The organism is Klebsiella sp. LY (assembly GCF_004010915.1).
Classification (GTDB): domain Bacteria; phylum Pseudomonadota; class Gammaproteobacteria; order Enterobacterales; family Enterobacteriaceae; genus Klebsiella; species Klebsiella quasipneumoniae.
On sequence record NZ_CP022444.1, the window covers coordinates 2,160,706 to 2,181,531 of the forward strand.

General features: G+C 59.9%; 22 protein-coding genes and 1 riboswitch. Of the genes, 11 read left to right on the forward strand and 11 right to left on the reverse strand.

Annotated features, from left to right (window positions below; genetic code table 11):
- Positions 1-55: 55 nt before the first annotated feature.
- On the reverse strand, positions 56-301 hold the full coding sequence (tusA, locus tag CE636_RS13515) for a sulfurtransferase TusA (RefSeq protein WP_002920858.1): 246 nt from the start codon (positions 299-301) through the stop codon (positions 56-58).
- A 206-nt stretch (positions 302-507) separates the two neighbouring features.
- On the opposite strand from tusA, the gene CE636_RS13520 reads away from it, so the two are divergent.
- Complete coding sequence (locus tag CE636_RS13520) at positions 508-1,173, forward strand: 7-cyano-7-deazaguanine/7-aminomethyl-7-deazaguanine transporter (protein WP_004202088.1); 666 nt, start codon at positions 508-510, stop codon at positions 1,171-1,173.
- A 73-nt stretch (positions 1,174-1,246) separates the two neighbouring features.
- Complete coding sequence (locus CE636_RS13525) at positions 1,247-1,804, forward strand: DcrB family lipoprotein (protein WP_017899984.1); 558 nt, start codon at positions 1,247-1,249, stop codon at positions 1,802-1,804.
- On the opposite strand, the gene CE636_RS13530 is transcribed toward CE636_RS13525, so the two are convergent.
- A complete protein-coding gene (locus CE636_RS13530) occupies positions 1,805-3,025 on the reverse strand; it encodes an MFS transporter (protein ID WP_017899985.1) in 1,221 nt (406 codons plus the stop codon).
- A gap of 133 nt (positions 3,026-3,158) precedes the next feature.
- Here CE636_RS13530 and CE636_RS13535 point away from each other — a divergent pair, with 133 nt between their 5' ends.
- A complete protein-coding gene (locus CE636_RS13535; RefSeq protein WP_017899986.1) occupies positions 3,159-4,208 on the forward strand; it encodes an AI-2E family transporter in 1,050 nt (349 codons plus the stop codon).
- Here CE636_RS13535 and arnF read toward each other — a convergent pair.
- From arnF to CE636_RS13575, 8 genes are all read right to left on the reverse strand, one after another.
- The gene (arnF, locus tag CE636_RS13540; RefSeq protein ID WP_004202084.1) at positions 4,205-4,585 is read right to left on the reverse strand and encodes a 4-amino-4-deoxy-L-arabinose-phosphoundecaprenol flippase subunit ArnF; all 381 of its coding nucleotides are present in this window, start codon (positions 4,583-4,585) and stop codon (positions 4,205-4,207) included. The two genes, CE636_RS13535 and arnF, sit on opposite strands and share 4 nt — an antisense overlap.
- On the reverse strand, positions 4,585-4,923 hold the full coding sequence (arnE, locus tag CE636_RS13545; protein ID WP_004202083.1) for a 4-amino-4-deoxy-L-arabinose-phosphoundecaprenol flippase subunit ArnE: 339 nt from the start codon (positions 4,921-4,923) through the stop codon (positions 4,585-4,587). Before arnE ends, arnF begins: the two co-directional genes overlap by 1 nt.
- A complete protein-coding gene (arnT, locus tag CE636_RS13550; protein WP_004202082.1) occupies positions 4,920-6,575 on the reverse strand; it encodes a lipid IV(A) 4-amino-4-deoxy-L-arabinosyltransferase in 1,656 nt (551 codons plus the stop codon). The genes arnE and arnT overlap by 4 nt, the downstream gene beginning before the upstream one ends.
- Complete coding sequence (gene arnD, locus CE636_RS13555) at positions 6,575-7,477, reverse strand: 4-deoxy-4-formamido-L-arabinose-phosphoundecaprenol deformylase (protein WP_004202080.1); 903 nt, start codon at positions 7,475-7,477, stop codon at positions 6,575-6,577. Before arnD ends, arnT begins: the two co-directional genes overlap by 1 nt.
- On the reverse strand, positions 7,474-9,459 hold the full coding sequence (gene arnA / locus CE636_RS13560) for a bifunctional UDP-4-amino-4-deoxy-L-arabinose formyltransferase/UDP-glucuronic acid oxidase ArnA (protein WP_017899987.1): 1,986 nt from the start codon (positions 9,457-9,459) through the stop codon (positions 7,474-7,476). The genes arnD and arnA overlap by 4 nt, the downstream gene beginning before the upstream one ends.
- The gene (gene arnC, locus CE636_RS13565; RefSeq protein WP_004202077.1) at positions 9,456-10,439 is read right to left on the reverse strand and encodes an undecaprenyl-phosphate 4-deoxy-4-formamido-L-arabinose transferase; all 984 of its coding nucleotides are present in this window, start codon (positions 10,437-10,439) and stop codon (positions 9,456-9,458) included. The genes arnA and arnC overlap by 4 nt, the downstream gene beginning before the upstream one ends.
- 1 nt (position 10,440) lies before the next feature.
- Positions 10,441-11,580: a UDP-4-amino-4-deoxy-L-arabinose aminotransferase gene (arnB, locus tag CE636_RS13570; RefSeq protein ID WP_004202075.1), complete on the reverse strand. Its 1,140-nt coding sequence runs from the start codon at positions 11,578-11,580 to the stop codon at positions 10,441-10,443.
- Between the two features lie 396 nt (positions 11,581-11,976).
- Positions 11,977-12,483: a phenolic acid decarboxylase gene (locus tag CE636_RS13575; protein WP_012540376.1), complete on the reverse strand. Its 507-nt coding sequence runs from the start codon at positions 12,481-12,483 to the stop codon at positions 11,977-11,979.
- A gap of 97 nt (positions 12,484-12,580) precedes the next feature.
- Here CE636_RS13575 and CE636_RS13580 point away from each other — a divergent pair, with 97 nt between their 5' ends.
- The 8 genes from CE636_RS13580 to CE636_RS13615 all read left to right on the forward strand — a co-directional run bounded on the left by CE636_RS13580 (position 12,581) and on the right by CE636_RS13615 (position 20,209).
- The gene (locus CE636_RS13580; protein WP_017899988.1) at positions 12,581-13,441 is read left to right on the forward strand and encodes a LysR family transcriptional regulator; all 861 of its coding nucleotides are present in this window, start codon (positions 12,581-12,583) and stop codon (positions 13,439-13,441) included.
- 137 nt (positions 13,442-13,578) lie between these two features.
- Complete coding sequence (nikA, locus tag CE636_RS13585) at positions 13,579-15,147, forward strand: nickel ABC transporter substrate-binding protein (RefSeq protein WP_017899989.1); 1,569 nt, start codon at positions 13,579-13,581, stop codon at positions 15,145-15,147.
- Positions 15,147-16,091 carry a nickel ABC transporter permease subunit NikB gene (gene nikB / locus CE636_RS13590; protein WP_017899990.1) on the forward strand — a complete coding sequence of 315 codons (945 nt, stop codon included), beginning with the start codon at positions 15,147-15,149 and terminating at the stop codon, positions 16,089-16,091. Before nikA ends, nikB begins: the two co-directional genes overlap by 1 nt.
- Positions 16,088-16,921, forward strand: coding sequence for a nickel ABC transporter permease subunit NikC (nikC, locus tag CE636_RS13595; protein WP_004202068.1), 834 nt, complete (start codon positions 16,088-16,090; stop codon positions 16,919-16,921). The genes nikB and nikC overlap by 4 nt, the downstream gene beginning before the upstream one ends.
- On the forward strand, positions 16,921-17,685 hold the full coding sequence (nikD, locus tag CE636_RS13600) for a nickel import ATP-binding protein NikD (RefSeq protein ID WP_004202067.1): 765 nt from the start codon (positions 16,921-16,923) through the stop codon (positions 17,683-17,685). Before nikC ends, nikD begins: the two co-directional genes overlap by 1 nt.
- On the forward strand, positions 17,682-18,473 hold the full coding sequence (gene nikE / locus CE636_RS13605; protein WP_017899991.1) for a nickel import ATP-binding protein NikE: 792 nt from the start codon (positions 17,682-17,684) through the stop codon (positions 18,471-18,473). Before nikD ends, nikE begins: the two co-directional genes overlap by 4 nt.
- Positions 18,461-18,859 carry a nickel-responsive transcriptional regulator NikR gene (gene nikR, locus CE636_RS13610; protein WP_004202063.1) on the forward strand — a complete coding sequence of 133 codons (399 nt, stop codon included), beginning with the start codon at positions 18,461-18,463 and terminating at the stop codon, positions 18,857-18,859. Before nikE ends, nikR begins: the two co-directional genes overlap by 13 nt.
- A 98-nt stretch (positions 18,860-18,957) precedes the next feature.
- Positions 18,958-19,139: riboswitch (M-box (ykoK) riboswitch) on the forward strand.
- Positions 19,140-19,195: 56 nt separating this feature from the next.
- Positions 19,196-20,209: a magnesium transporter gene (locus CE636_RS13615; protein ID WP_017899992.1), complete on the forward strand. Its 1,014-nt coding sequence runs from the start codon at positions 19,196-19,198 to the stop codon at positions 20,207-20,209.
- Positions 20,210-20,243: 34 nt separating this feature from the next.
- Here the strand turns inward: CE636_RS13615 and CE636_RS13620 are convergent, their stop codons facing one another.
- Positions 20,244-20,519, reverse strand: coding sequence for a LysR family transcriptional regulator (locus CE636_RS13620; protein WP_004204933.1), 276 nt, complete (start codon positions 20,517-20,519; stop codon positions 20,244-20,246).
- Positions 20,520-20,826 lie beyond the last annotated feature (307 nt).

Sequence of the window (20,826 nt, forward strand, 5' to 3'; positions counted from 1 at the left end):
TCCGGACCGTCGGGTAGCCCGGATAAGGCGCTGCGCGCCGCCATCCGGGAGAGGCTCAGTGGCTTTTGCGGATCAGGTAGCGGTACGGCAGGGCTTCGGTTTCCTGGGCCACCAGCTCATGCTCCATAAAGCGGCAGAATCCCGGGATATCGCGGGTGGTGGCCGGATCGTCAGCAATAATCAGCAGCGTCTCGCCCACCGGCATCGTCCGCACGGTTTTACGCACCATCATGACCGGCTCCGGGCAGCGGAGTCCCAGGGCATCCAGAGTGTGGTCAGGAGTGGAGAAAAGTTCGCTCATTTTAGTCTCACGTCAACAAAACGGCCCTAGTTTACCCCCTGCTCGCCAGTACGCAAGCCAGGTTAACGTTTGCGCGAAAAACAACCATTGCATTACGCCGGCAACGCAGTATCATGCAGCCGTTTTTAATTGGGTTCCCTCACCCCAACGTTCCGCTGCCGATTGCTCATTTACCTGAAGCATGACGGGCATAAAAAGGTCACAATATGAATCCGTTTACTACCGTACAGCGCAAAAAAGCGCTCGTCTGGCTTTCGCTATTTCATCTGCTGGTGATTACCTCCAGCAACTATCTGGTTCAGCTGCCGATCTCCATCTTTGGTTTCCATACCACCTGGGGCGCGTTCAGTTTTCCGTTTATCTTCCTCGCCACCGATCTGACGGTGCGAATTTTTGGCGCACCGCTGGCGCGACGCATTATTTTTGCGGTGATGGTCCCGGCGCTGGTCATCTCCTACGCCATCTCCGCCCTGTTTTACATGGGCGAGTGGCAGGGCTTCGCCGCGCTGGGCACCTTTAATCTCTTCGTCGCGCGCATCGCCATCGCCAGCTTTATGGCCTATGCGCTGGGGCAGATCCTTGACGTCCACGTCTTCAACCGCCTGCGGCAGAGTCGTCACTGGTGGCTGGCCCCCACCGCCTCGACGCTGTTCGGCAACATCAGCGATACCGTAGCGTTCTTCTTCATCGCCTTCTGGCGCAGCCCGGATCCGTTTATGGCCGCTCACTGGGGGGAGATCGCCCTCGTCGACTACAGCTTTAAAGTGCTTATCAGCATCATTTTCTTCCTGCCGATGTACGGCGTTCTGTTAAATATGCTGTTGAAAAGGCTGGCGGATAAATCTGATTTGTCGGCATTGCAGCCGAGTTAAAGGTACTCGCGGACTGATGTGTTAAGATAGCCGGATGAGCCATTAGTGGCCGTTTATCGAAAGGAAGATGTCAATGCGCAATTTGGTTAAATATGTCGGTATTGGCCTGCTGGTGATGGGGCTTGCCGCCTGCGATAACAGCGATTCAAAAGCGCCAACCGTTGGCGCAGCAGCGGAGAGCAATGCCAGCGGCCAGGCAATCAGCCTGCTGGATGGCAAGCTGAGCTTCACCCTGCCTGCGGGCATGGCCGACCAGAGCGGCAAACTGGGTACTCAGGCGAACAACATGCACGTCTATTCTGACGCCACCGGCCAGAAAGCAGTCATCGTCATCGTCGGCGACAGCACCAATGAAGACCTGGCGGTGCTGGCGAAACGCCTGGAAGATCAGCAGCGTAGCCGCGACCCGCAGCTGCAGGTGGTGAGCAATAAGTCGCTGGAGATCAAAGGTCATACCCTGCAGCAGCTGGACAGCATCATCTCCGCCAAGGGGCAGACCGCGTGGTCTTCCGTACTGCTCGGCAAAGTGGATGACAAACTGCTGACCCTGCAGGTCACCCTGCCGGCGGACAACCAGCAGCAGGCGCAGACCGAAGCGGAAAGCATCATCAGCACCCTCACCATCCAGTAATTACTGGCCTGGTGCGCTGGCCTCCGGTTCGCTAACCGGGGGCCGTTTTTTTAGCCGCCAGCCCAACAGCAGCGCCGCCATCACCAGACCTGCCGCCGCCAGATATATCACCGGGATCCCGGTCCACGCCATCAGCAAGCCGGCCAGCGGCCCGGTGACGCCTAACGACAAATCCATAAACACGGTATAGGTGGCCAGCGCCGACCCTTGGTTGTGCTGCGGCACCGCTTTCACCGCCACCACGCCCAGCGCCGGAAAGACCAACGAGAACCCGGCCCCGGTAAGCAAGGTGCCGATTTTCGCCAGCAGCGGCGTATCAGCAAAGCCGACCAGCAGCAGGCCGATGATCTCCACGCTAAAGCAGAGCATCGCCACGTTCAGCCCGCCGAGGCGGTTAATGGCGTTGGGAAACAGCAGCCGTGCGCCAACAAACGCGCAGCTGAACAGCGTCAGGGCGAAGGCCGCCCCGTCCCAGCCTTTGGCCTCATAAAACAGCGTGATAAAGGTGGCGATAACCCCGAAACCGGCGGAGGCCAGGGCCAGCGCCATGCCGTAGGGCCACACCCGCCCGAGCACCGCGCGAAACGACATCGCTTTGCCTTTCGCCGCCTTCACCGCTGCGCGGGGCAGCGCGCAGAGGATGGCCGCCAGCGCAACCGTCATAATGACCCCGGCCAGGCCGCTGAGGCCAATGTACGAATAGCACAGCACGCCGAGCGGGGCGCCCATCGCCATCGCTCCGTAGGTCACAATGCCGTTCCACGAGATCACCCGCCCGATATGCAGCGACCCAACAACGCCGACGCCCCACAGCGTCGAGCCGGTGCCGGCAAAGCTCTGGCCGATGCCGAGAATAACCCGCCCCATGCATAGCAGCAGCAGGCTAACCAGCGGCCAGCCGCTGCTCCAGGCGGCCAGCAGATAGCTCAGGCCGCTTAAAAAGCAGCCGCAGAGGCCGAAGACAACGATTTTTTTGGGCCCCAGCAGGTCAGCATAGCGCCCGGCGTGCGGGCGGCTAAGCAGCGTGGCGAAATATTGCAGACTAATCACCAGGCCGGCCCAGAAAGCGCTAAAGCCCATTACATCATGCACATAGCCGGGAAGCACCGCCAGCGGCAAGCCGATGGTGAGATAGCTGGCAAAGTTAAAAATGACGACGGAGACAATCCGCAGATTGAGGCGCAGTCCATTGAGCGCCGGTTCGGCGACGGGTTCGGGCATCAGGTTCCACCAGATTTCGACAACCAGCTTTCACTATTACCACGCTGGCGGCGGAAAAGCAGCTCGCCTTTCGGAATATTGGCAGTCGGCGAACCGCTACACTTATCAGGCGCGACTCACAAAAGGAATACCTATGTCCCCTCCGCAGGCTGATAAAGCCGGGCTCCATATTTTACTTAAGCTGGCGGCGCTGGTGATTATCCTCGCCGGGATCCACGCCGCCGCCGATATTCTGGTGCAGCTGCTGCTGGCGCTGTTTTTCGCTATCGTCCTCAACCCGCTGGTCACCTGGTGCATTCGCCGCGGGGTGCGGCGCCCGTTCGCCATTACCCTGGTGGTGACGGCAATGCTGGTGATGCTCACCGCGCTGCTTGGCGTGCTGGCGGCGTCGCTCAATGACTTTGTCGCCATGCTGCCTGATTTCAACCGCGCCCTGACGCGTAAGATCGTCCAGCTCCAGGAGTATCTCCCCTTTCTCAACCTGCATATCAATCCGGAGCGCATGCTGCGGCGTATGGATTCAGAACGGCTGATGACCTGGGCCACGACGCTGATGACCCAGCTTTCCGGGGCGATGGCCAGCATTGTGCTGCTGGTGATGACGGTGATCTTTATGCTGTTTGAGGTTCGCCACCTGCCCTACAAACTGCGTTTTGCCCTCAATAACCCTCGCCTGCATATCGCCGGGCTGCACCGGGCGCTGAAAGGCGTTACCCACTATCTGGCTTTGAAAACGCTGATCAGCCTGTGGACCGGGCTGATTGTCTGGCTGGGGCTGCTGGCGATGGGGGTGCAGTTCGCGCTGATGTGGGGGGTGCTGGCGTTCCTGCTGAACTATGTGCCGAATATCGGCTCCGCCATCTCCGCCATCCCACCCATGCTGCAGGCGCTGCTGTTCAGCGGCATCTATGAGTGCCTGCTGGTCGGGGCGCTGTTTCTGGTGGTGCATATGGTGCTGGGCAACATGGTGGAGCCGCGCATGATGGGCCACCGGCTGGGGATGTCGACCCTGGTGGTGTTCCTGTCGCTGCTGGTCTGGGGCTGGCTGCTGGGGCCGGTGGGAATGCTGCTCTCGGTGCCGTTAACCAGCGTCTGTAAAATCTGGATGGAGACCACCGTCGGGGGCAGCAAGCTGGCGATCCTGCTCGGCCCGGGGCGTCCCAAAAGCCGGCTCCCCGGCTAGCGGCGTTTCACCGGCCAGAAGATGGTCAATACGCCGGCGACGATAATCGCCACGCCCAGCAGCGATTGCCAGTAGAACGGCTCATGCCAGCCGGGCAGCCAGATGGCGGCAGCCCACACCAGGATATAGCTCAGGCTCAACAGCGCATACGCTTTTGATAACGGTAGACGGTGGAGGGCAAAGTACCAGCAGACCATTGACAACAGGTAGCCCAGCAGGCCGAAAAACAGGCCGAAGGTACCAGCCTCGAAATGCAGCAGATGCTGGAGAAAGGCCAGAATATCGGTCAGCGGCGGCAAGGCCACCATGGCGCTGCGCAGCAGCAGCTGCGCGGCGCTGACAAGGCCGACGCTGAATAATGCCCAGAGAAAGCCCATCAAACGCTGGTCCCCAGAATGACAATGCCCACGACGATCAACCCGACGCCAAACCAGTGGCGGCGAGCGACCGGCTCATGCCAGATGCCCCAGCCCGCAAGGGTGACCCAGACGAAGTTCAGGCTCAGCATCGGATAGGCGATGCTCACCGGAATAGACTGCAGGACGCTCAGCCACAGCAGCATGCCGCAGCCGAGGCATAGCAGCGCCATCCCCAGCCAGAAGAGTATATGGCGACTCCGCCGTCCGCGACGGGACGGGCGGGTCGCCTGTTTCTGGCACAGCTGTCCGGCGCAGCTCAGCAGGCTGGCGAACACCAGACAGATCCAGACGCTCATTGCGGCAGGTACTGAAGGAAGACCACCCGACCCAGCTCATAGGCGTTATCGGGTTTCGGTAACGGTAAGTCGACCATACTCTCTCCTTTATCCATCAACAGCACCAGCGAGACCGGCCCCTGCTGACGATGCGTGGCCAGCCAGTCGGCAAACCCGGCCTGGCTGACAAAGCTTCCCTGAGCGTCCGGCCAGTCGAGACCGTACTTCAGCTCACCCTGTTTGTCGAACATAATAATATCGCTTCGCTTCAGCTCCCAGGCCAGGCCGCCGGCGATCCCGACGTTGTTAGTCAGGACGTAACGGCTGGGCTGCAGGGATTCGCTGACGATGTCCACGAGGAACTGCGGCTGTTTGCTGTCGATAACCCGGTCCGGAATGGCGAAGCCCACCAGCAGCGCCAGGCCAAGCGGGCAAAGCGCCGCCAGGCTCCAACGGCGACCAGCGTCTTTCATCGCCAACCAGCCCATCAGCGCCCAGACGGCGAAGGCGATGGCCGCCAGCAGACATTTATACAGCTCAATCTTGGTCCATACCGGCTTGTGCATCACGCCCCAGGGCGAGACCACCAGCACGGCGATCAGCCCCAGCAGGCCAAAGCCCAGGTTGATCATCCCATTGATGCGCAGCGCTTTCGCGCCGGTCTTCGCCGCCTCCAGCGCGTAGCGGGCCATCAGGATCGACAGCGGCGCAAAGCACGGCAGGATATAGGTCGGCAGTTTGCCTTTAGCAATACTGAAGAACAGGAACGGCATCGCCACCCAACCGAGCAGATACAGCGCGCCGCGGGCCTCATCGCGCTCACGCCAGCCGCGCTTCAGCGCCCCTGGCAGCAGGGCCAGCCACGGCAAGCTGCCGGCGATCAGGAATGGGATGTAGTACCAGAATGGCGCTTTATGCTGGGCGTCTTTTTCGGCGAAACGCTGAATATGCTCGACCCAGAAGAAATAGCGCCAGAAGTCCGGCTCGCGCTGGGCGATAGCCAGCCCCCAGGGCAGCACCACCAGCGTACAGACGACCACCGCCAGCCAACCGTAGGTCAGCACTTCACGCCAGCGTTTACGGGCGATCACCCACGGCAGAACGCCCACCACCGGCACCGCCAGCGCAAGGAAACCTTTGGTCATCACCCCCATACCGCAGGCGACGCCCAACAGCACGTAACCCAGTATTTTGCCGCCGCGGCTCTGCGCCTGCGTCGCGCCCCAGAAGCTGCACATCGCCAGCGCCAGCCACAGGGTGATCATCGGGTCCAGCACCGCATAGGTACCAATCGCATACACCAGCATCGCGGTGAGAAAAATCACTGGCGACAGGACGGCTACCCGCTTATCGCGAAAGATGCGCCACGCCAGCCAGGCCACCAGCACGGCGGTCATGGTGATGGCGAAGACCGACCCGAAGCGTACGCCGAAGTTATTATGGCCAAACAGCCACTGGCCGACACTGTTGATCCAGTAACCGGCAATCGGCTTTTCGAAGTAGCGCAGCCCGAGAAAATGCGGCACCACCCAGTCGCCGGTGGCCAGCATTTCACGGCTGATCTCCGCATAGCGTGTTTCATCGGGTTGCCAGAGCAAACGGAAATTGAGCGGCAGCAGGTAATACAGCGCAAACAGCGCAATCAGAGAGACGCCATAGCGAATGCTTTTCATCAAACACCCGAAGTCAGTAATTGTTCACGTCCGAGCCAGCCTTCCCGGCCAGCCAGTTCACCCCGAACCACTTTGCCGGACGGCAGCTCGCTAAAGTCAGCGGGCAGCAGCTGGCTCAGTGGGCAAAACTGAATTTCTTCTTCCGCCGCCATGGTCAGCAGTTCATCGAACTGATCGGCATAGGCAATACCTTCCACTTCGGCGTGAATGGTATAGACCGGCACGCCAGGGTCGCGATGGATGCAGTCGAGGAGATAGCGGTTAAAGCCGGCGATATCCACCGCCGTGCCCACCGCCTCGTCCCAGGTCGGCAACGTGACCGGGATCTGCACCGTACCAGAGACGCCGCTGCCGAGCTGGGGCAGAAACGGCCGCGTGCCGCGACAGTCGCTGTTGTAGAGAAAATCGAAGGATTCTTTGGCTTTCACCACCCGCTGATCGGCGCGCCAGCCGGCAACGGCCGAACAGGTGACCGGGCGGCCGATGATGCGCTCGAGCTCCAGCAGGCCACGCTCGACCTCCAGCGTCAGCCGTTCCTGCGGCCAGACGCCGCTCCACGCCTGCCAGCTGTAGTGGTCCCAGGCGTGCAGGCCCACTTCATGAGACTCGGCGGTCGCGCGGATCACCGCCTCGTTCCCCGCGCCGATGCGGCGTCCCGGCCACGCGGTGCCGGCCAGCAGAATATCCCAGCCGTACAGCGAAGCCGCTCTGGAACGCAGCATCTTCCACAGAAACTTCGGTTTTACCAGGCGCCACAGGTGACGCCCCATATTGTCCGGCCCGACGCTGAAGAAGAAGCTTGCCTGAATCCCGTGCTGGCCCAGCAGGTCCAGCAGCCGCGGAACACCGTCCCGCGTCCCGCGAAAAGTATCGACATCTATGCGTAAGCCGACCTGTTTCATGGATTTTTATCGTCCACCAGTTCAACCGTGCGCAGGAAGAAGTCCAGGGTATGCTCAACGGTCTCTTCCATCTCCACCTTCGGCTCCCAGTTCAGGCAGCGTTTGGCGTTGCGGATGCTCGGTTTGCGATGCTCAACGTCCTGATAGCCCTTGCCGTAGTAGTCGCTGCTTTCCACTTCGCGGAAGCCGGCAAACGGCGGGAAGCGATCGCGCAGCGGATGGCGTTCGAAGCAGGCCAGCAGCATCTCCGCCAGCTCTTTGATGCTCGCTTCGTTATCCGGATTGCCGATGTTGATGATCTGCCCGTCGCAGCGGCCGTCTTTGTTCTCAATGATGCGGAACAGCGCTTCGATACCGTCGCTGATGTCGGTGAAGCAGCGCTTCTGCTTGCCGCCTTCGATGAGCTTGATCGGCGAGCCTTCCACCAGGTTAAGGATCAGCTGGGTGATGGCGCGGGAGCTGCCGATACGCGCGGCGTTGAGGTTATCCAGACGCGGCCCCATCCAGTTGAACGGACGGAACAGGGTGAACTTCAGGCCATTCTTATCGCCGTAGGCCCAGATCACGCGGTCCAGCAGCTGCTTGGAGACCGAGTAGATCCAGCGCTGTTTGTTGATCGGCCCGACCACCAGGTTGGAAGTATCTTCGTCGAAGTTTTTGTCGGTGCACATGCCGTACACTTCAGAGGTCGACGGGAAGATGATGCGCTTATTGTATTTCACGCAATCGCGGATGATCTTCAGGTTCTCTTCGAAATCCAGCTCGAACACGCGCAGCGGGTTGCGGGTGTACTCGATAGGGGTGGCGATAGCTACCAGCGGCAGCACCACGTCGCATTTCTTAATGTGATATTCGATCCACTCGGAGTGAATGCTGATATCGCCTTCCACGAAGTGAAAACGCGGGCAGTCGAGGAAACGGCTGATGGCGTCGGAGCCGATATCCAGGCCGTAAATCTCATAGTTGTCGTCCTGCAGCAGGCGTTCGGTCAGATGGTTACCGATAAAGCCATTGACGCCGAGGATCAGCACCCGGGTACGACGCTTAACCGCCACCACCGGTTTGCTGCTGATCACCGCCCCGGACACCAGGCCCAGCGCCTGCGCCAGCTGGGCGCCCTGCATGTACACGCCGCGTTCGGTCTGGCCGGTGACAATCTCCAGCGCCCCTTCCTGGCACGCCACGATCAGCGGTGCAACGGAGATAACGGTGCCCGGTTTGGCTGCAGGTAGATCACTGCGTACACGGGATTTCCAGACAATAAATTTGTTCGCGCCAGCGTAGCCGAAGGCCCCCGGCCACGGATCGGAGACCGCGCGCACCAGATTGTGCAGCGTCTGCGCCGGCTGCTCCCAGTCGAGGCGGCCATCTTCCGGGGTGCGCCGTCCCACATAGGTCGCCTGGCTGTGATCCTGCGGACGTTCATCGGTGGTTCCGGCGAGGATCGCCGGCAACGCCTGGCTCAGCAGCTCAGTGGCGGCAGCGCACAGCTTGCGGTGCAGCGTCAGGGCGGCGTCATCCGGGCCAATCGCCACGGTTTGCTGAGCGACGATATCGCCGGCATCCGCGCGGTTCACCATCCGGTGCAGCGTCACGCCGGTTTCGCTTTCGCCATTGACCAGTACCCAGTTCAGCGGCGCGCGGCCGCGATATTTCGGCAGCAGCGAACCGTGTAGGTTAAACGCCCCTTTCGGCGCAAGACTGAGGATCTCATCGCCCAGCAGGTTGCGGTAGTAGAAGGAGAACAGCACGTCCGGCTTCATCTCGCGGATACGCTCAATCCACAGCGGATGGTTCACGTCTTCCGGCGCCCACACCGGAATGCCCTGCTCGGCGGCAAGGCGCGCCACGGAGCCAAAGAAATGGTTTTCGCCAGGGTTATCCGGGTGGGTGAAAATAGCAGCGATATCATATCCAGCGTCCAGCAGAGCCTGGATACCGGTGCAGCCCATATCGTGATAAGCGAAGACTACGGCTTTCATGAACGATCTTCCTCTTTAGATGCCGTTTCCGGCTGGCGAACAACACGTTGAATAAAGTAGCGGGGACGCGCGCGCACGTCGTTATAGATGCGTCCGATATACTCCCCGAGCAGGCCCATCCCGATAAACTGAGCGCCGATGAACATAAACAGCACGGCGAAGAGCATAAATACCCCTTCCGCCGCCCACTGCGGGCCAAAGGCCAGACGCAGCACCACCAGCATCAGGCCAAAGGCGAAGCCCAGCAGGGCTATCACGCTGCCGAAAATGCTGAGCAGACGCAGCGGCGTGGTGGTCAGACAGGTCACCAGGTCGTACATCAGGTTGATCAGGCGCATAAAGCTGTATTTGGAGTCGCCGAATTCGCGCTCGGCGTGCATCACCGGGATCTCCACCGCGCGCCGGGCGAAGGTATTCGCCAGGATCGGGATAAAGGTGCTGCGCTCATGGCAGTTGAGCATGGCGTCGATGATATGGCGGCGGTAAGCGCGCAGCATGCAGCCGTAGTCGCCCATCGCTTTGCCGGTGGTGCGCTGGATCAGGCGGTTGATCATCTTCGACGCGGTTTTGCGGAAGATGCTGTCCTGACGGTTCTGGCGAACGGTGCCCACCACGTCGTAGCCTTCATCCGCCTTCTCTACCAACCGCGGGATCTCTTCCGGCGGGTTTTGCAGGTCGGCGTCAAGCGTAATGATTAAATCGCCGGTTACATGGCTGAAACCGGCCATGATCGCCGAGTGCTGCCCGTAGTTACGGTTTAACAGCACGGCGACGACGTGACTGCCTTCCGCCTCGGCAGCTTCGGTGAGCATGCGCGCGGAATCGTCGCTGCTGCCATCGTCGATCAGCAGAATTTCATATTGCCGCCCCAGCGTGGCGCAGGCGGTATCCGTACGACGAAGCAGCTCCGGCAGGCTATCCTGTTCGTTATAAACCGGAATAACCACCGAGACCTTCTTCACGGGAGGGTAAGTAAGCATATCAACGTCCTGACAGCTGGCGCAGTGCGGAAATGACGCGAGTGACATCGTCATCGGTCATGTCCGGGAACAACGGGAGAGAACAGATGCGGGCGCTGTTCCATTCGGTATTCGGCAGGGAAACCTCCGGGAAGCGCTCGCGGTAATATTTTTGCGTATGGGCCGCACGGAAGTGCAGACCGGTGCCGATACCCATCGCCTTTAGCTTTTCCATCAACGCGTCGCGGCTGATGCCGCAGGCAGCCTCATCGACGCGGATGATAAACAGATGCCAGGCGTGCTGGTGATCCCAGGCCGGGACGGTCAGGGGCGTAAACGGCGTGTCCGCCAGTTCGCGCAGATAGCGCTGGGCAATTTCCGCCCGCCGCTGGTTGGCGTGAGGCAGTTTTTCCAGCTGGACCAGCGCCAGCGCGGCGTTGATGTCGGCAAGATTGTATTTAAAGCCCGGAGCGATCACCTCCGCCTGCGGCGCGCGGCCATGGGTCTGGCGGTCATAGGCGTCCACGCCAAGGCCATGGAATTTCAGGCTGCGGATACGGGAGGCCAGCTCGTCGTCGTCGGTGACAATCAGGCCGCCTTCAGCGCAGGTCATGTTTTTGATCGCGTGGAACGAGAAAATCGCGGTCCCCTGCCAGCCTACGTGGCGGCCCTTATAGTGGGTCCCCGCCGCATGGGCGGCGTCTTCGATCACCGGAATGCCATGGCGCTCGCCCACCGCGCGAATGGCGTCGATATCGGCTGGCGCCCCCGCGTAGTGCACAGGAATAATCGCTTTGGTACGCGAGGTGATCGCCGCTGCCACCGCCTCAGGGGTGATCATCAGATTGTCGTTATCGACATCGATCATTACCGGCGTGGCGCCCAGCAGGCAGATCATATTGAGAGTGGAGACCCAGGTCTGGGACGGCGTAATGACTTCATCGCCAGGGCCAATACCCAGCGCCATCAGGGTCACATGCATCCCGCCGGTCGCTGAACTGACGGCAATCGCGTGGCGGTTGCCGGTCAACTGGCAAAATGCCGCTTCAAGTGCCTGATTCTTCGGTCCGGTGGTGATCCAGCCCGACGTTAAAACTTCACGCAGGGCTGCCAGCTCTGCGTCGCCCATCGACGGGCGCGAAAAAGGCAAAAAATCGCTCATCATCATCCTGTTCTGTAGATGACCCACGCACAAACCTGGGTCGTTAGAATAAAATATCCTGCGCCTGCGGACTTAAACGAAATTAAAATGAAGTGAGTTCAGCGCGGCATTCCATTTCAGGGTATTTCGACCACTATTAATGTAGTCGACCTTGCTTAGGATAATATTAAGAAATTAATCTTTTCTCAGCATAGCCAAATAAATCATTAAGAAACAGAATGATAGGTTTTATTTATGGCAGAATTTTGACAAAAAAGCGTTCCTGTCTGGAAAAGCAAACAGGAACGCTATCGCGGAAAGTAAACGGGGGTTAAACCAGATAACAATTAATGACGCTGTCTTTGTCACGCTTGATGACAAAAAGTTAGCGCAGATCACAAAGTTATTTCTGCTTAATTACAAATTTGCAGGAAAATCAGCTGGCAATTCACTTGCCGGGCAATTAATAACCTCGTCATTATCCGCGCCACAGTCGCGAATGAAGGTGATAGTAGCAAACTCGTCAATCACTTCCGTCGGGTAGGCCGGGCCGGCATCGCGGTACGAATTCATCAGAGGAATGTGATCGTTCTGGAAGCAGACGGTTTTTTCCGGGTTATTCATGATCCAGCGCGGGAAGAAAATGGTGCCGTGGAACAGTTTATCGCCCAGGTTGACGATCAGGCTGACGTCGGTACCGGTCGGTTCGGTCCATGAGATTTTGTAGATACTTTCCCCCACCCGCACGATGTACGCTTCCTGATCTTTCACCCAGCGATTGCCGACGATGCCGCTGTGAATACGGTAGTCGAGGGTGTGGCCGTTTTTGACGTAAATTTCGTAGTTCCAGCCGTTGTCGTAGGTGTAGACCAGATGTTTACCGATAAAGCCGCTGAGGTCATGTTTGTCGAAAGTGCTCATCATTTATTCTCCTCTGTGTTGTTGAGGACAGCATACGTCTTTAAAAATTGAATGAATAACGCTATGTTTGGATTAAATACATCCAAATTTTAGATTGATTATGCACAAGACAACCCTGGAGCAGTGGGCGTTACTCGAAAAGGTAGTGGAATTGGGGAGCTTTGCCAGAGCGGCGGAGGAGACCAATCGCAGCCAGTCTTCGGTGAGCTATAACCTCGCGCTGCTGCAGGAGCGTTTAGGGGTAGCGCTGCTGGCGCCGTCCGGGCGGCGGGCGGTGCTGACCCCGGCCGGCGAACTGCTGCTGAATCAGGTCAAACCGCTGCTACAGGCCTTCGCCTACGTTGAGACGCATGCCGCCACTCTGCGCAACGGGGCGCGCACCCGTCTGGATCTGGTGGTCGACAGCATTTTCCCGCGCCAGCGGTTGTTCGCCATTTTGCGCCAGTTTCAGCAGCGTTATCCGCAGACGCAGGTCAGACTCACCGAAGTGCTGGAAAATATGGATGACGAGGGTGCGGCGCGAACGGAAGCCGATGTCATGGTTCTGACCCGCCGCCAGGATATTACCGGCCGCGGAGAGTGGCTGATGAATATTGATTTTATCGCCGTCGCCCACCGCGACCATCCTCTCGCCGCCCTCGACGGTCCGCTGGAGGATAGCGCGCTGGCGCCATGGCCGCTGGTGCGCATTGCCGACCAGACCGGCGATGGCCAGGCGACGCGTGACGCCTGGACTTTCTCCACCATTGACGCCGCCATTGATGCGGTGATGTATCAGGTCGGCTTCGGCTGGCTGCCGGAAGAGCGCATTCGTTCCCATCTCGATCAGGGCGTGCTGAAGCGGCTGCCCCTCAGCCATGGCGCGCGCCGCGCGACGCCGCTGCATCTGATCGTCAAGCGGGATCTGGCGCCGATCGACGAACAGGTGGCCACGCTGCTGGGGTTGTTCCGGGCGCCCTGAGGGGTAAAGCGGCGCCTGCCCCTGCGCATAATCATACGGATTACTTATACTTTTCGGCGCAATATTGATCCAGGTTACTCCGAAAGTATGATGAATCACTAAAATCGTCATACTTTCCTGTCGTTGAGATTGCCGTCTTGTCTATTTTCCGCCTCACTCTGCTGGCGCTGATCGCCTGCGTCCCTCTGCTGGCTCAGGCCGCGCAGCACTCGCTCACCACCGCCTGGCCGGTGAACGTCGGCCCGCTGAATCCGCATCTTTATACCCCCAACCAGATGTTTGCCCAAAGCATGGTCTATGAGCCGCTGGTGAAGTATCAGGCTGACGGCAGCGTGCAGCCCTGGCTGGCGACCCGCTGGCGTCACTCCGCCGATGGCAAAACCTGGTGGTTCACCCTGCGCGAGGATGTGACCTTCTCCAACGGCGAACCCTTTAACGCCCAGGCCGCAGCGGCGAATTTCCAGGCGGTGCTCGCCAACCGTCAACGTCACGCCTGGCTTGAGCTCGCCAATCAGATAACCGACGTGCGGGCGCTCAGCGCCAGCGAGCTGCAGATCACCCTGAAAAGCGCCTACGTCCCCTTGCTACAAGAGCTGGCCCTGCCCCGCCCGTTCCGCTTTATCGCCCCCTCGCAGTTTATCGATGGCGGCACCGCCAACGGCATCAAAGCCCCGATCGGCACCGGGCCGTGGCGACTGGCGAGCTCGCAGCTCAATCAGCGCGACGTGCTGGTACGCAACGAACAGTACTGGGGTAATAAACCCGCGCTGCAGCAAATCACCATCAAAGTGATCCCTGACGCCACCAGCCGCGCGGTGGCGTTCGAAACCGGGGAAATTGACATGCTCTACGGCGACGAAGGGCTGCTACCGCTGGATACCTTCGAACGCTTTCGTCATCACCCCGGCTACGTGGCTCGACTCTCCGCCCCGACGGAGACGGTGATGCTGGCGCTGAACGCCAGCCAGGGCCCGACCCGCGAGCAGGCGGTTCGCGAGGCGCTCAACTACGCCGTCGACAAGCAGACCCTCGTCGATAGCGTGCTCTACGGCACCCAGCAGGTTGCCGACACCCTGTTTGCGCCCTCGGTCCCCTACGCCCCGCAGGATCTGACGCCACGCCGTTACGATCCGGCAAAAGCCCGCGCCCTGCTGGCGCAGGCCGGCTGGCAGCAGCCGGAAGGCCAGCCCTGGCGACAAAAAGCCGGGCAACCGCTGGCGATTGAGCTGGCGTTTATCGGCACCGACGCGCTGGCTAAATCGATGGCCGAAATTATTCAGGCCAATCTGCGGGAGGTCGGCGTCCGCGTCACCCTGGTGGGCGAGGAGGAAAGCAGCATCTATGCGCGCCAGCGCGAAGGCCGGTTCGGCATGATCTTCAATCGCACCTGGGGCGCCCCCTACGATCCGCATGCCTTTTTAAGCTCGATGCGCGTGCCCTCGCATGCCGATTATCAGGCCCAGCGCGGCCTGCCCGACAAAGCGCTGATTGATAAAGAGATTAGCGAGGTGCTGACCACCAGCGACGAGGCGCAGCGGAAACGGCTGTACCACGATGTGCTGACCCGTCTGCATCAGGACGCGGTGTACCTACCCATCAGCTATGTCTCGCTGATGTCAGTTGCGCGCCAGGAGGTCGGCGAGATCCCGTTCGCGCCGGTGACCACCGAGATCCCGTTCGACCAGATTAAACCGGTAACACCATAATGCTACGCTATATTTTACGCCGCCTGCTGCTGCTGATCCCGCTGTTGCTCGCCGCCTCCGCCATCATCTTTCTGCTGCTGCGGCTCGGCACCGGCGACCCGGCGCTGGATTATCTGCGCCTGTCGAATCTGCCGCCCACGGAAGAGATGGTCGCCTCGACCCGCGAACTGCTGGGGCTCAACCAGCCGCTGGCGATGCAGTATCTGCACTGGCTGTGGCGGGCGCTGCACCTGGACTTCGGCCTCTCCTATGCCACCCGGCGGCCGGTGCTGGACGACCTGCTGCACTTCCTGCCGGCCACCCTGCTGCTCACCGGCGCGGCGCTGGCGCTGATCCTCGTCACCTCGCTGCCGCTGGGGATCTGGGCGGCGCGCCATCGCGATCGCCTGCCGGATTTTGCTGTACGGCTGATTGCCTTCCTCGGCGTGTCGATGCCGAACTTCTGGCTAGCCTTTCTGCTGGTGATGCTCTTTTCCGTGCATCTGCAGTGGCTCCCGGCGATGGGATACGGCGACTGGCAGCACCTGATATTGCCCGCCGTCTCCATCGCCTTTATGTCGCTGGCGATTAACGCCCGGCTGCTGCGCGCCAGCATGCTGGAGGTCTCCGGCCAGCGTCACGTGGTATGGGCGCGGCTGCGCGGGTTGAGCGCGCGCCAGGTGGAGCGGCGGCATATCCTGCGCAACGCCACCCTGCCGGTGGTGACCGCCATGGGCATGCACATTGGTGAGCTGATCGGCGGCACGATGATTATCGAAAATATCTTTGCCTGGCCGGGGGTTGGCCGCTACGCGGTTTCCGCGATCTTCAATCGCGATTATCCAGTGATTCAGTGCTTTACCCTGATGATGGTCACGGTGTTCGTACTGGCTAACCTGGCGGTGGATGTGCTTAACGCGGCGCTCGACCCGCGCCTGCGCCGCCATGAGGAGGTGAGCGTATGAGATGGCTGCGAAACTTCCGCTGGCCGGTGAAACTGGCCCTGCTGGTTATCGCGCTGCTGGCGGTCATCGCCCTCGGCAGTGGCTGGTGGCTGCCCTGGGATCCAGCGGCGATTAACCTGCAGCAGCGGCTGCTGCCGCCAGGGGGAGCGCACTGGCTGGGAACCGATCATCTTGGACGGGATATTTTCTCGCGCCTGCTGGCCGCCACCCGCGTCTCGCTGGGGGCGGTAATGGCCTGCCTGCTGCTGGTGCTGCTGATCGGTCTGGCGGTTGGCGGCAGCGCCGGGCTGCTGGGCGGCCGCGCCGACCGCGGCCTGATGCGCCTCGCCGAACTGTTTATGACCTTTCCGACCTCGATCCTGTCGTTCTTTATGGTGGGGGTGTTGGGAACCGGGCTGACCAACGTGATCCTCGCCATTGCGCTGTCGCACTGGGCCTGGTACGCCAGAATGGTGCGTAATCTGGTGGTCTCCCTGCGCCAGCGCGAATTTATCCTCGCCGCCCGCCTGAGCGGCGCCAGCCAGTGGCGGCTGTTCAGCGACCATCTGGCAGGGGCGGTGATCCCCTCGCTGCTGGTGCTCGCCTCACTGGATATCGGCCATATGATGCTTCACGTGGCCGGCATGTCGTTCCTTGGCCTCGGCGTCAGCGCGCCGACGGCGGAATGGGGGGTGATGATCAACGACGCCCGGCAGTATATCTGGACCCAGCCGCTGCAGATGGTCTGGCCGGGGCTGGCGCTGTTCATCAGCGTGATGGCCTTTAACCTGCTGGGCGACGCGCTGCGCGATCGCCTCGATCCTCACCTGATCGCGGAGCATAGCCACTGATGCCGCAGAAGATCCAACTGCAACAGATCGCCCTTGCCGCCGACCGCCCGCTGGTCAGCGACGTCTCGCTTACCCTGCGCCGCGGCCAGGTACTGGCGCTGCTCGGCAGCAGCGGCAGCGGGAAATCGCTCACCTGCGCCGCCGCGCTGGGCCTGCTGCCGCCCGGCGTCAACCAGACCGCCGGCCGGGTGTTGCTTGACGGCATGCCGGTGCACGGCGAACAGCTGCGCGGCGCGACTATCGCCACTATCATGCAGAACCCACGCAGCGCCTTTAATCCGCTGCATACCATGGCCGCCCACGCCCGGGAAACCTGCCGGGCGGCGGGCCGCGAAGCAAGTGACGCCGCCCTGCTGGCGGCAATGGAAGAGGTGGGTCTGGATAATCCGCGGGCGCTGCTGAAACGCTACCCCTTTGAGATGAGCGGCGGCATGCTGCAACGGATGATGGTCGCCCTCGCCCTGCTCAGCCGCGCGCCCTTTATCATCGCCGACGAACCGACCACCGACCTCGATGCCATCGCCCAGGCGCGGATCCTCAATCTGCTGGCGGATATCGTCGCCAGCCGCGGTCTGGGGCTGCTGCTGGTGACCCATGACATGGGCGTTGTGGCGCGGCTGGCGGATTACGTAGCGGTCATGGAGAACGGTCGCCTCGTTGAACAGTGCGATGTAAATACGCTGTTCAGCGCCCCACAGCACCCGCTGAGCCAACGCCTGTTGGCGGCGCATCTGGCGCTGTACGGACTGGAGAAAACAGCATGAATTTACTCAGCGTCACCGGGGTGAGCCACAATTACCCGCACCACGGCAGGGTCCTGCACGAGATCCAACTCGCCATCGCCCCCGGCGAAACGGTGGCTCTGCTCGGGCGCAGCGGCTGCGGCAAGAGCACCCTGGCGCGGATGCTGGTGGGCCTGGAAACGCCGCAGCACGGCGATATTGTCTGGCGCGGCACACCGCTGACCGCCCTGAAGGGCGAGGCCGTCGGCGCCTTCCGCCGCGATATTCAGCTGGTGTTTCAGGACGCCTTCAGCGCGGTGAATCCGCGCAAAACGGTGCGCGAGATCGTCAGCGAGCCGCTGCGCCATCTGTTGCGCTTGTCGCGCGAGGAACGCGCGCGCCAGGTGGAAGAGATGCTGCAGGCTGTCGACCTTTCCACGATGCTGCTCGATAAACGCTCGGCGCAGCTCAGCGGCGGACAGCTGCAGCGCGTCTGCCTGGCTCGCGCCCTCGCGGTACGGCCGCAGCTGTTGATTCTGGATGAAGCGGTCTCGAATCTCGATCTGCTGCTGCAGGCGGAGATTATCGCCCTGCTGAAGCGTCTGCAGGCCCAGTTTGGCACCGCCTGCCTGTTCATCACTCACGACCTGCGGCTGGTGGAGCGCTTTTGCCAGCGGGTGCTGGTGATGGAGCACGGACGCATCGTCGAAACCGCAACGGTCAGTCTACCGCTGCGCCTGCGCTCCCCTGCCGGACAGGCGCTCCAGCAGGCGGTGCTGCCACCTTTTCCTGCCACTCTGCTTAACGAGGCCATGCCATGCAGCGCGTAACCCTGACTCTTGATGATGACCTGCTGGCCGCTCTCGATGCGCTCAGCGCCCGCCGCGGCTACCACAATCGTTCGGAGGCGGTACGCGATATTCTGCGAGACGCCCTCAACCAGGATCCCGCACCGTCGGAGCCGCGGCGCGGTTATGCCGTCCTGTCATATGTGTACGAGCATGAAAAACGCGAACTGGCGAGCCGGCTGGTGGCCACCCAGCATCATCATCACGATCTCTCCGTCGCCACGCTGCATGTGCATATCAGTCATGACGACTGCCTGGAGATTGCGGTGCTGAAGGGAGACATGGTCGAGATACAGCATTTTGCCGACGACGTGATTGCCCAGCGCGGCGTGCGCCATGGGCATTTGCAGTGTTTAGCGGATGATTAACGATTTGAAAATTCTTAGGTGGTTTATCAACAGTTGATAAACCACATAAATTATACGCTTTGTGAATTATCCCGCTTCGCCAATAATGGCGCTTCATTTAACGATCTCGTTATGGCGAGGCTCCTGCATAAATACAAGTTACCGCCCTGTTGGTATCGAGAGAGACCACTCAGGGAAATACAGGCTTCCATCGAATCAAGGTGTTGCCAAGGTAACTTCTGGCGGTCATGACCGTTCAGATACGTTATGCAGTGCTAAAACCAGGACGTAGGGATCTGCCTGCGCTAACCCTGTCTTGTTCGCCCCTATGAGTGATTTTTTATAGGGATCTTAATCATGTCTTCCATTCAACTCTGCGCCGCCCATCAGGCGACCTCTGGCTTCAACGGCGATGCCATCGCCCAGTACATGCGTACCGACTTTATTACGCTACAGGAACATCTCAGCGTCCATGAGGCGCGGGAGCACTTTATCTCGCAGCTCACCAGCGATGATATTCCCGGCCAGGTGTTTGTTGTCGCCGGTAAAAAGCTGCGCGGCAGCCTGTCGGTCAAAAAGCTACTGCAGGAAGGGGATGTCGGGCAGTCTATCCGCTACCTGATGGACAGCTGCCTGTTCCGCGTCAAACCTGACGATGAACGCCCGCAGGTCATTGCCGAGCTCAACGAGCGCGGCCTCGAGCTGGTTCCCGTCGTCGATAAAGGCGAGCTGGTCGGCTGCCTGATGGAAAAGGAGATCGCCCATCTGCTGGAGGATGACGTCACCGAGGACGCTCAGCTGCAGGGGGCGACGCTGCCGCTGGAAAAACCGTACCTCGAGATCAGCCCCTGGACGCTGTGGAAGAAACGCTCGGTGTGGCTGCTGCTGCTGTTCGTGGCCGAAGCCTACACCAGCAGCGTGCTGCAGCATTTCGAAGAGGCGCTGGAGTCGGCCATTGCGCTGGCCTTCTTTATTCCGTTACTCATCGGCACCGGCGGCAACAGCGGAACGCAGATCACCTCGACGCTGGTGCGCTCGATGGCGCTGGGAGAAGTACGGCTGCGCGATATGGGGCGGGTGATCCGCAAAGAGGTGTCGACCTCGTTTCTGATTGCCTTAACGCTGGGGCTGGCGGGCTGCCTGCGCGCCTGGATGATGGGCATCGGCATGGAAATCACGCTGATCGTCAGCCTGACGCTGGTATGCATTACCCTGTGGAGCGCAGTTGTCTCGTCGGTCATTCCGATGGTGCTTAAACGGATCGGCATCGACCCGGCGGTGGTTTCCGCGCCGTTTATCGCCACGCTGATCGATGGCACCGGACTGATTATCTATTTCAAAATCGCTCAGTATTTTCTTGGGTTGAACTAACATCACGTAACAGCCCGGCCGATTTGCGCCGGGCTTATTCAACCAGGTTCTGGGCGCAACGAATCGTGGCGATAGCATTCAGGATACAAAGGATCTCTGGCGTGAGTTTGTAAAAAGCCTTTCCCTTTTCCGTTAATATTACCTTCCTGATATTTTTCCCTCGCACGATGAGATTAAAACCAATCTCGTTTTCCAGCGCACAAATACTGGTGGTAATGGATGCGGCATCGATACCAAAACGTTGTGCTGTATGATGAATATTCCCCGTTTGTACCATAACACTGAACATTTCAATCTGGGCATTATTCATAGTCAATACCCCTTTTATTTATTCATTCCGCCATCGTTTTAGTTAACCGCAAACAAAATGTCAATCACTGGCTGCCAATGCCCTGTCGAGCAACAATGTGAAATGCATAACACCGTTATTTAATTTTGCAATCCAGCCATTTCATAATGAAAAAAACCGACGATAACCCCTAATATAAATTTGTGATACTCATCAACATAAAAACAATTCACCATTAATTAACAAAATAAAAATCATTTTAATTTCAATATATTATAAAAATTATCACACTATAAATAAGTTGTGGCATAGGGCATGCATTTATCTC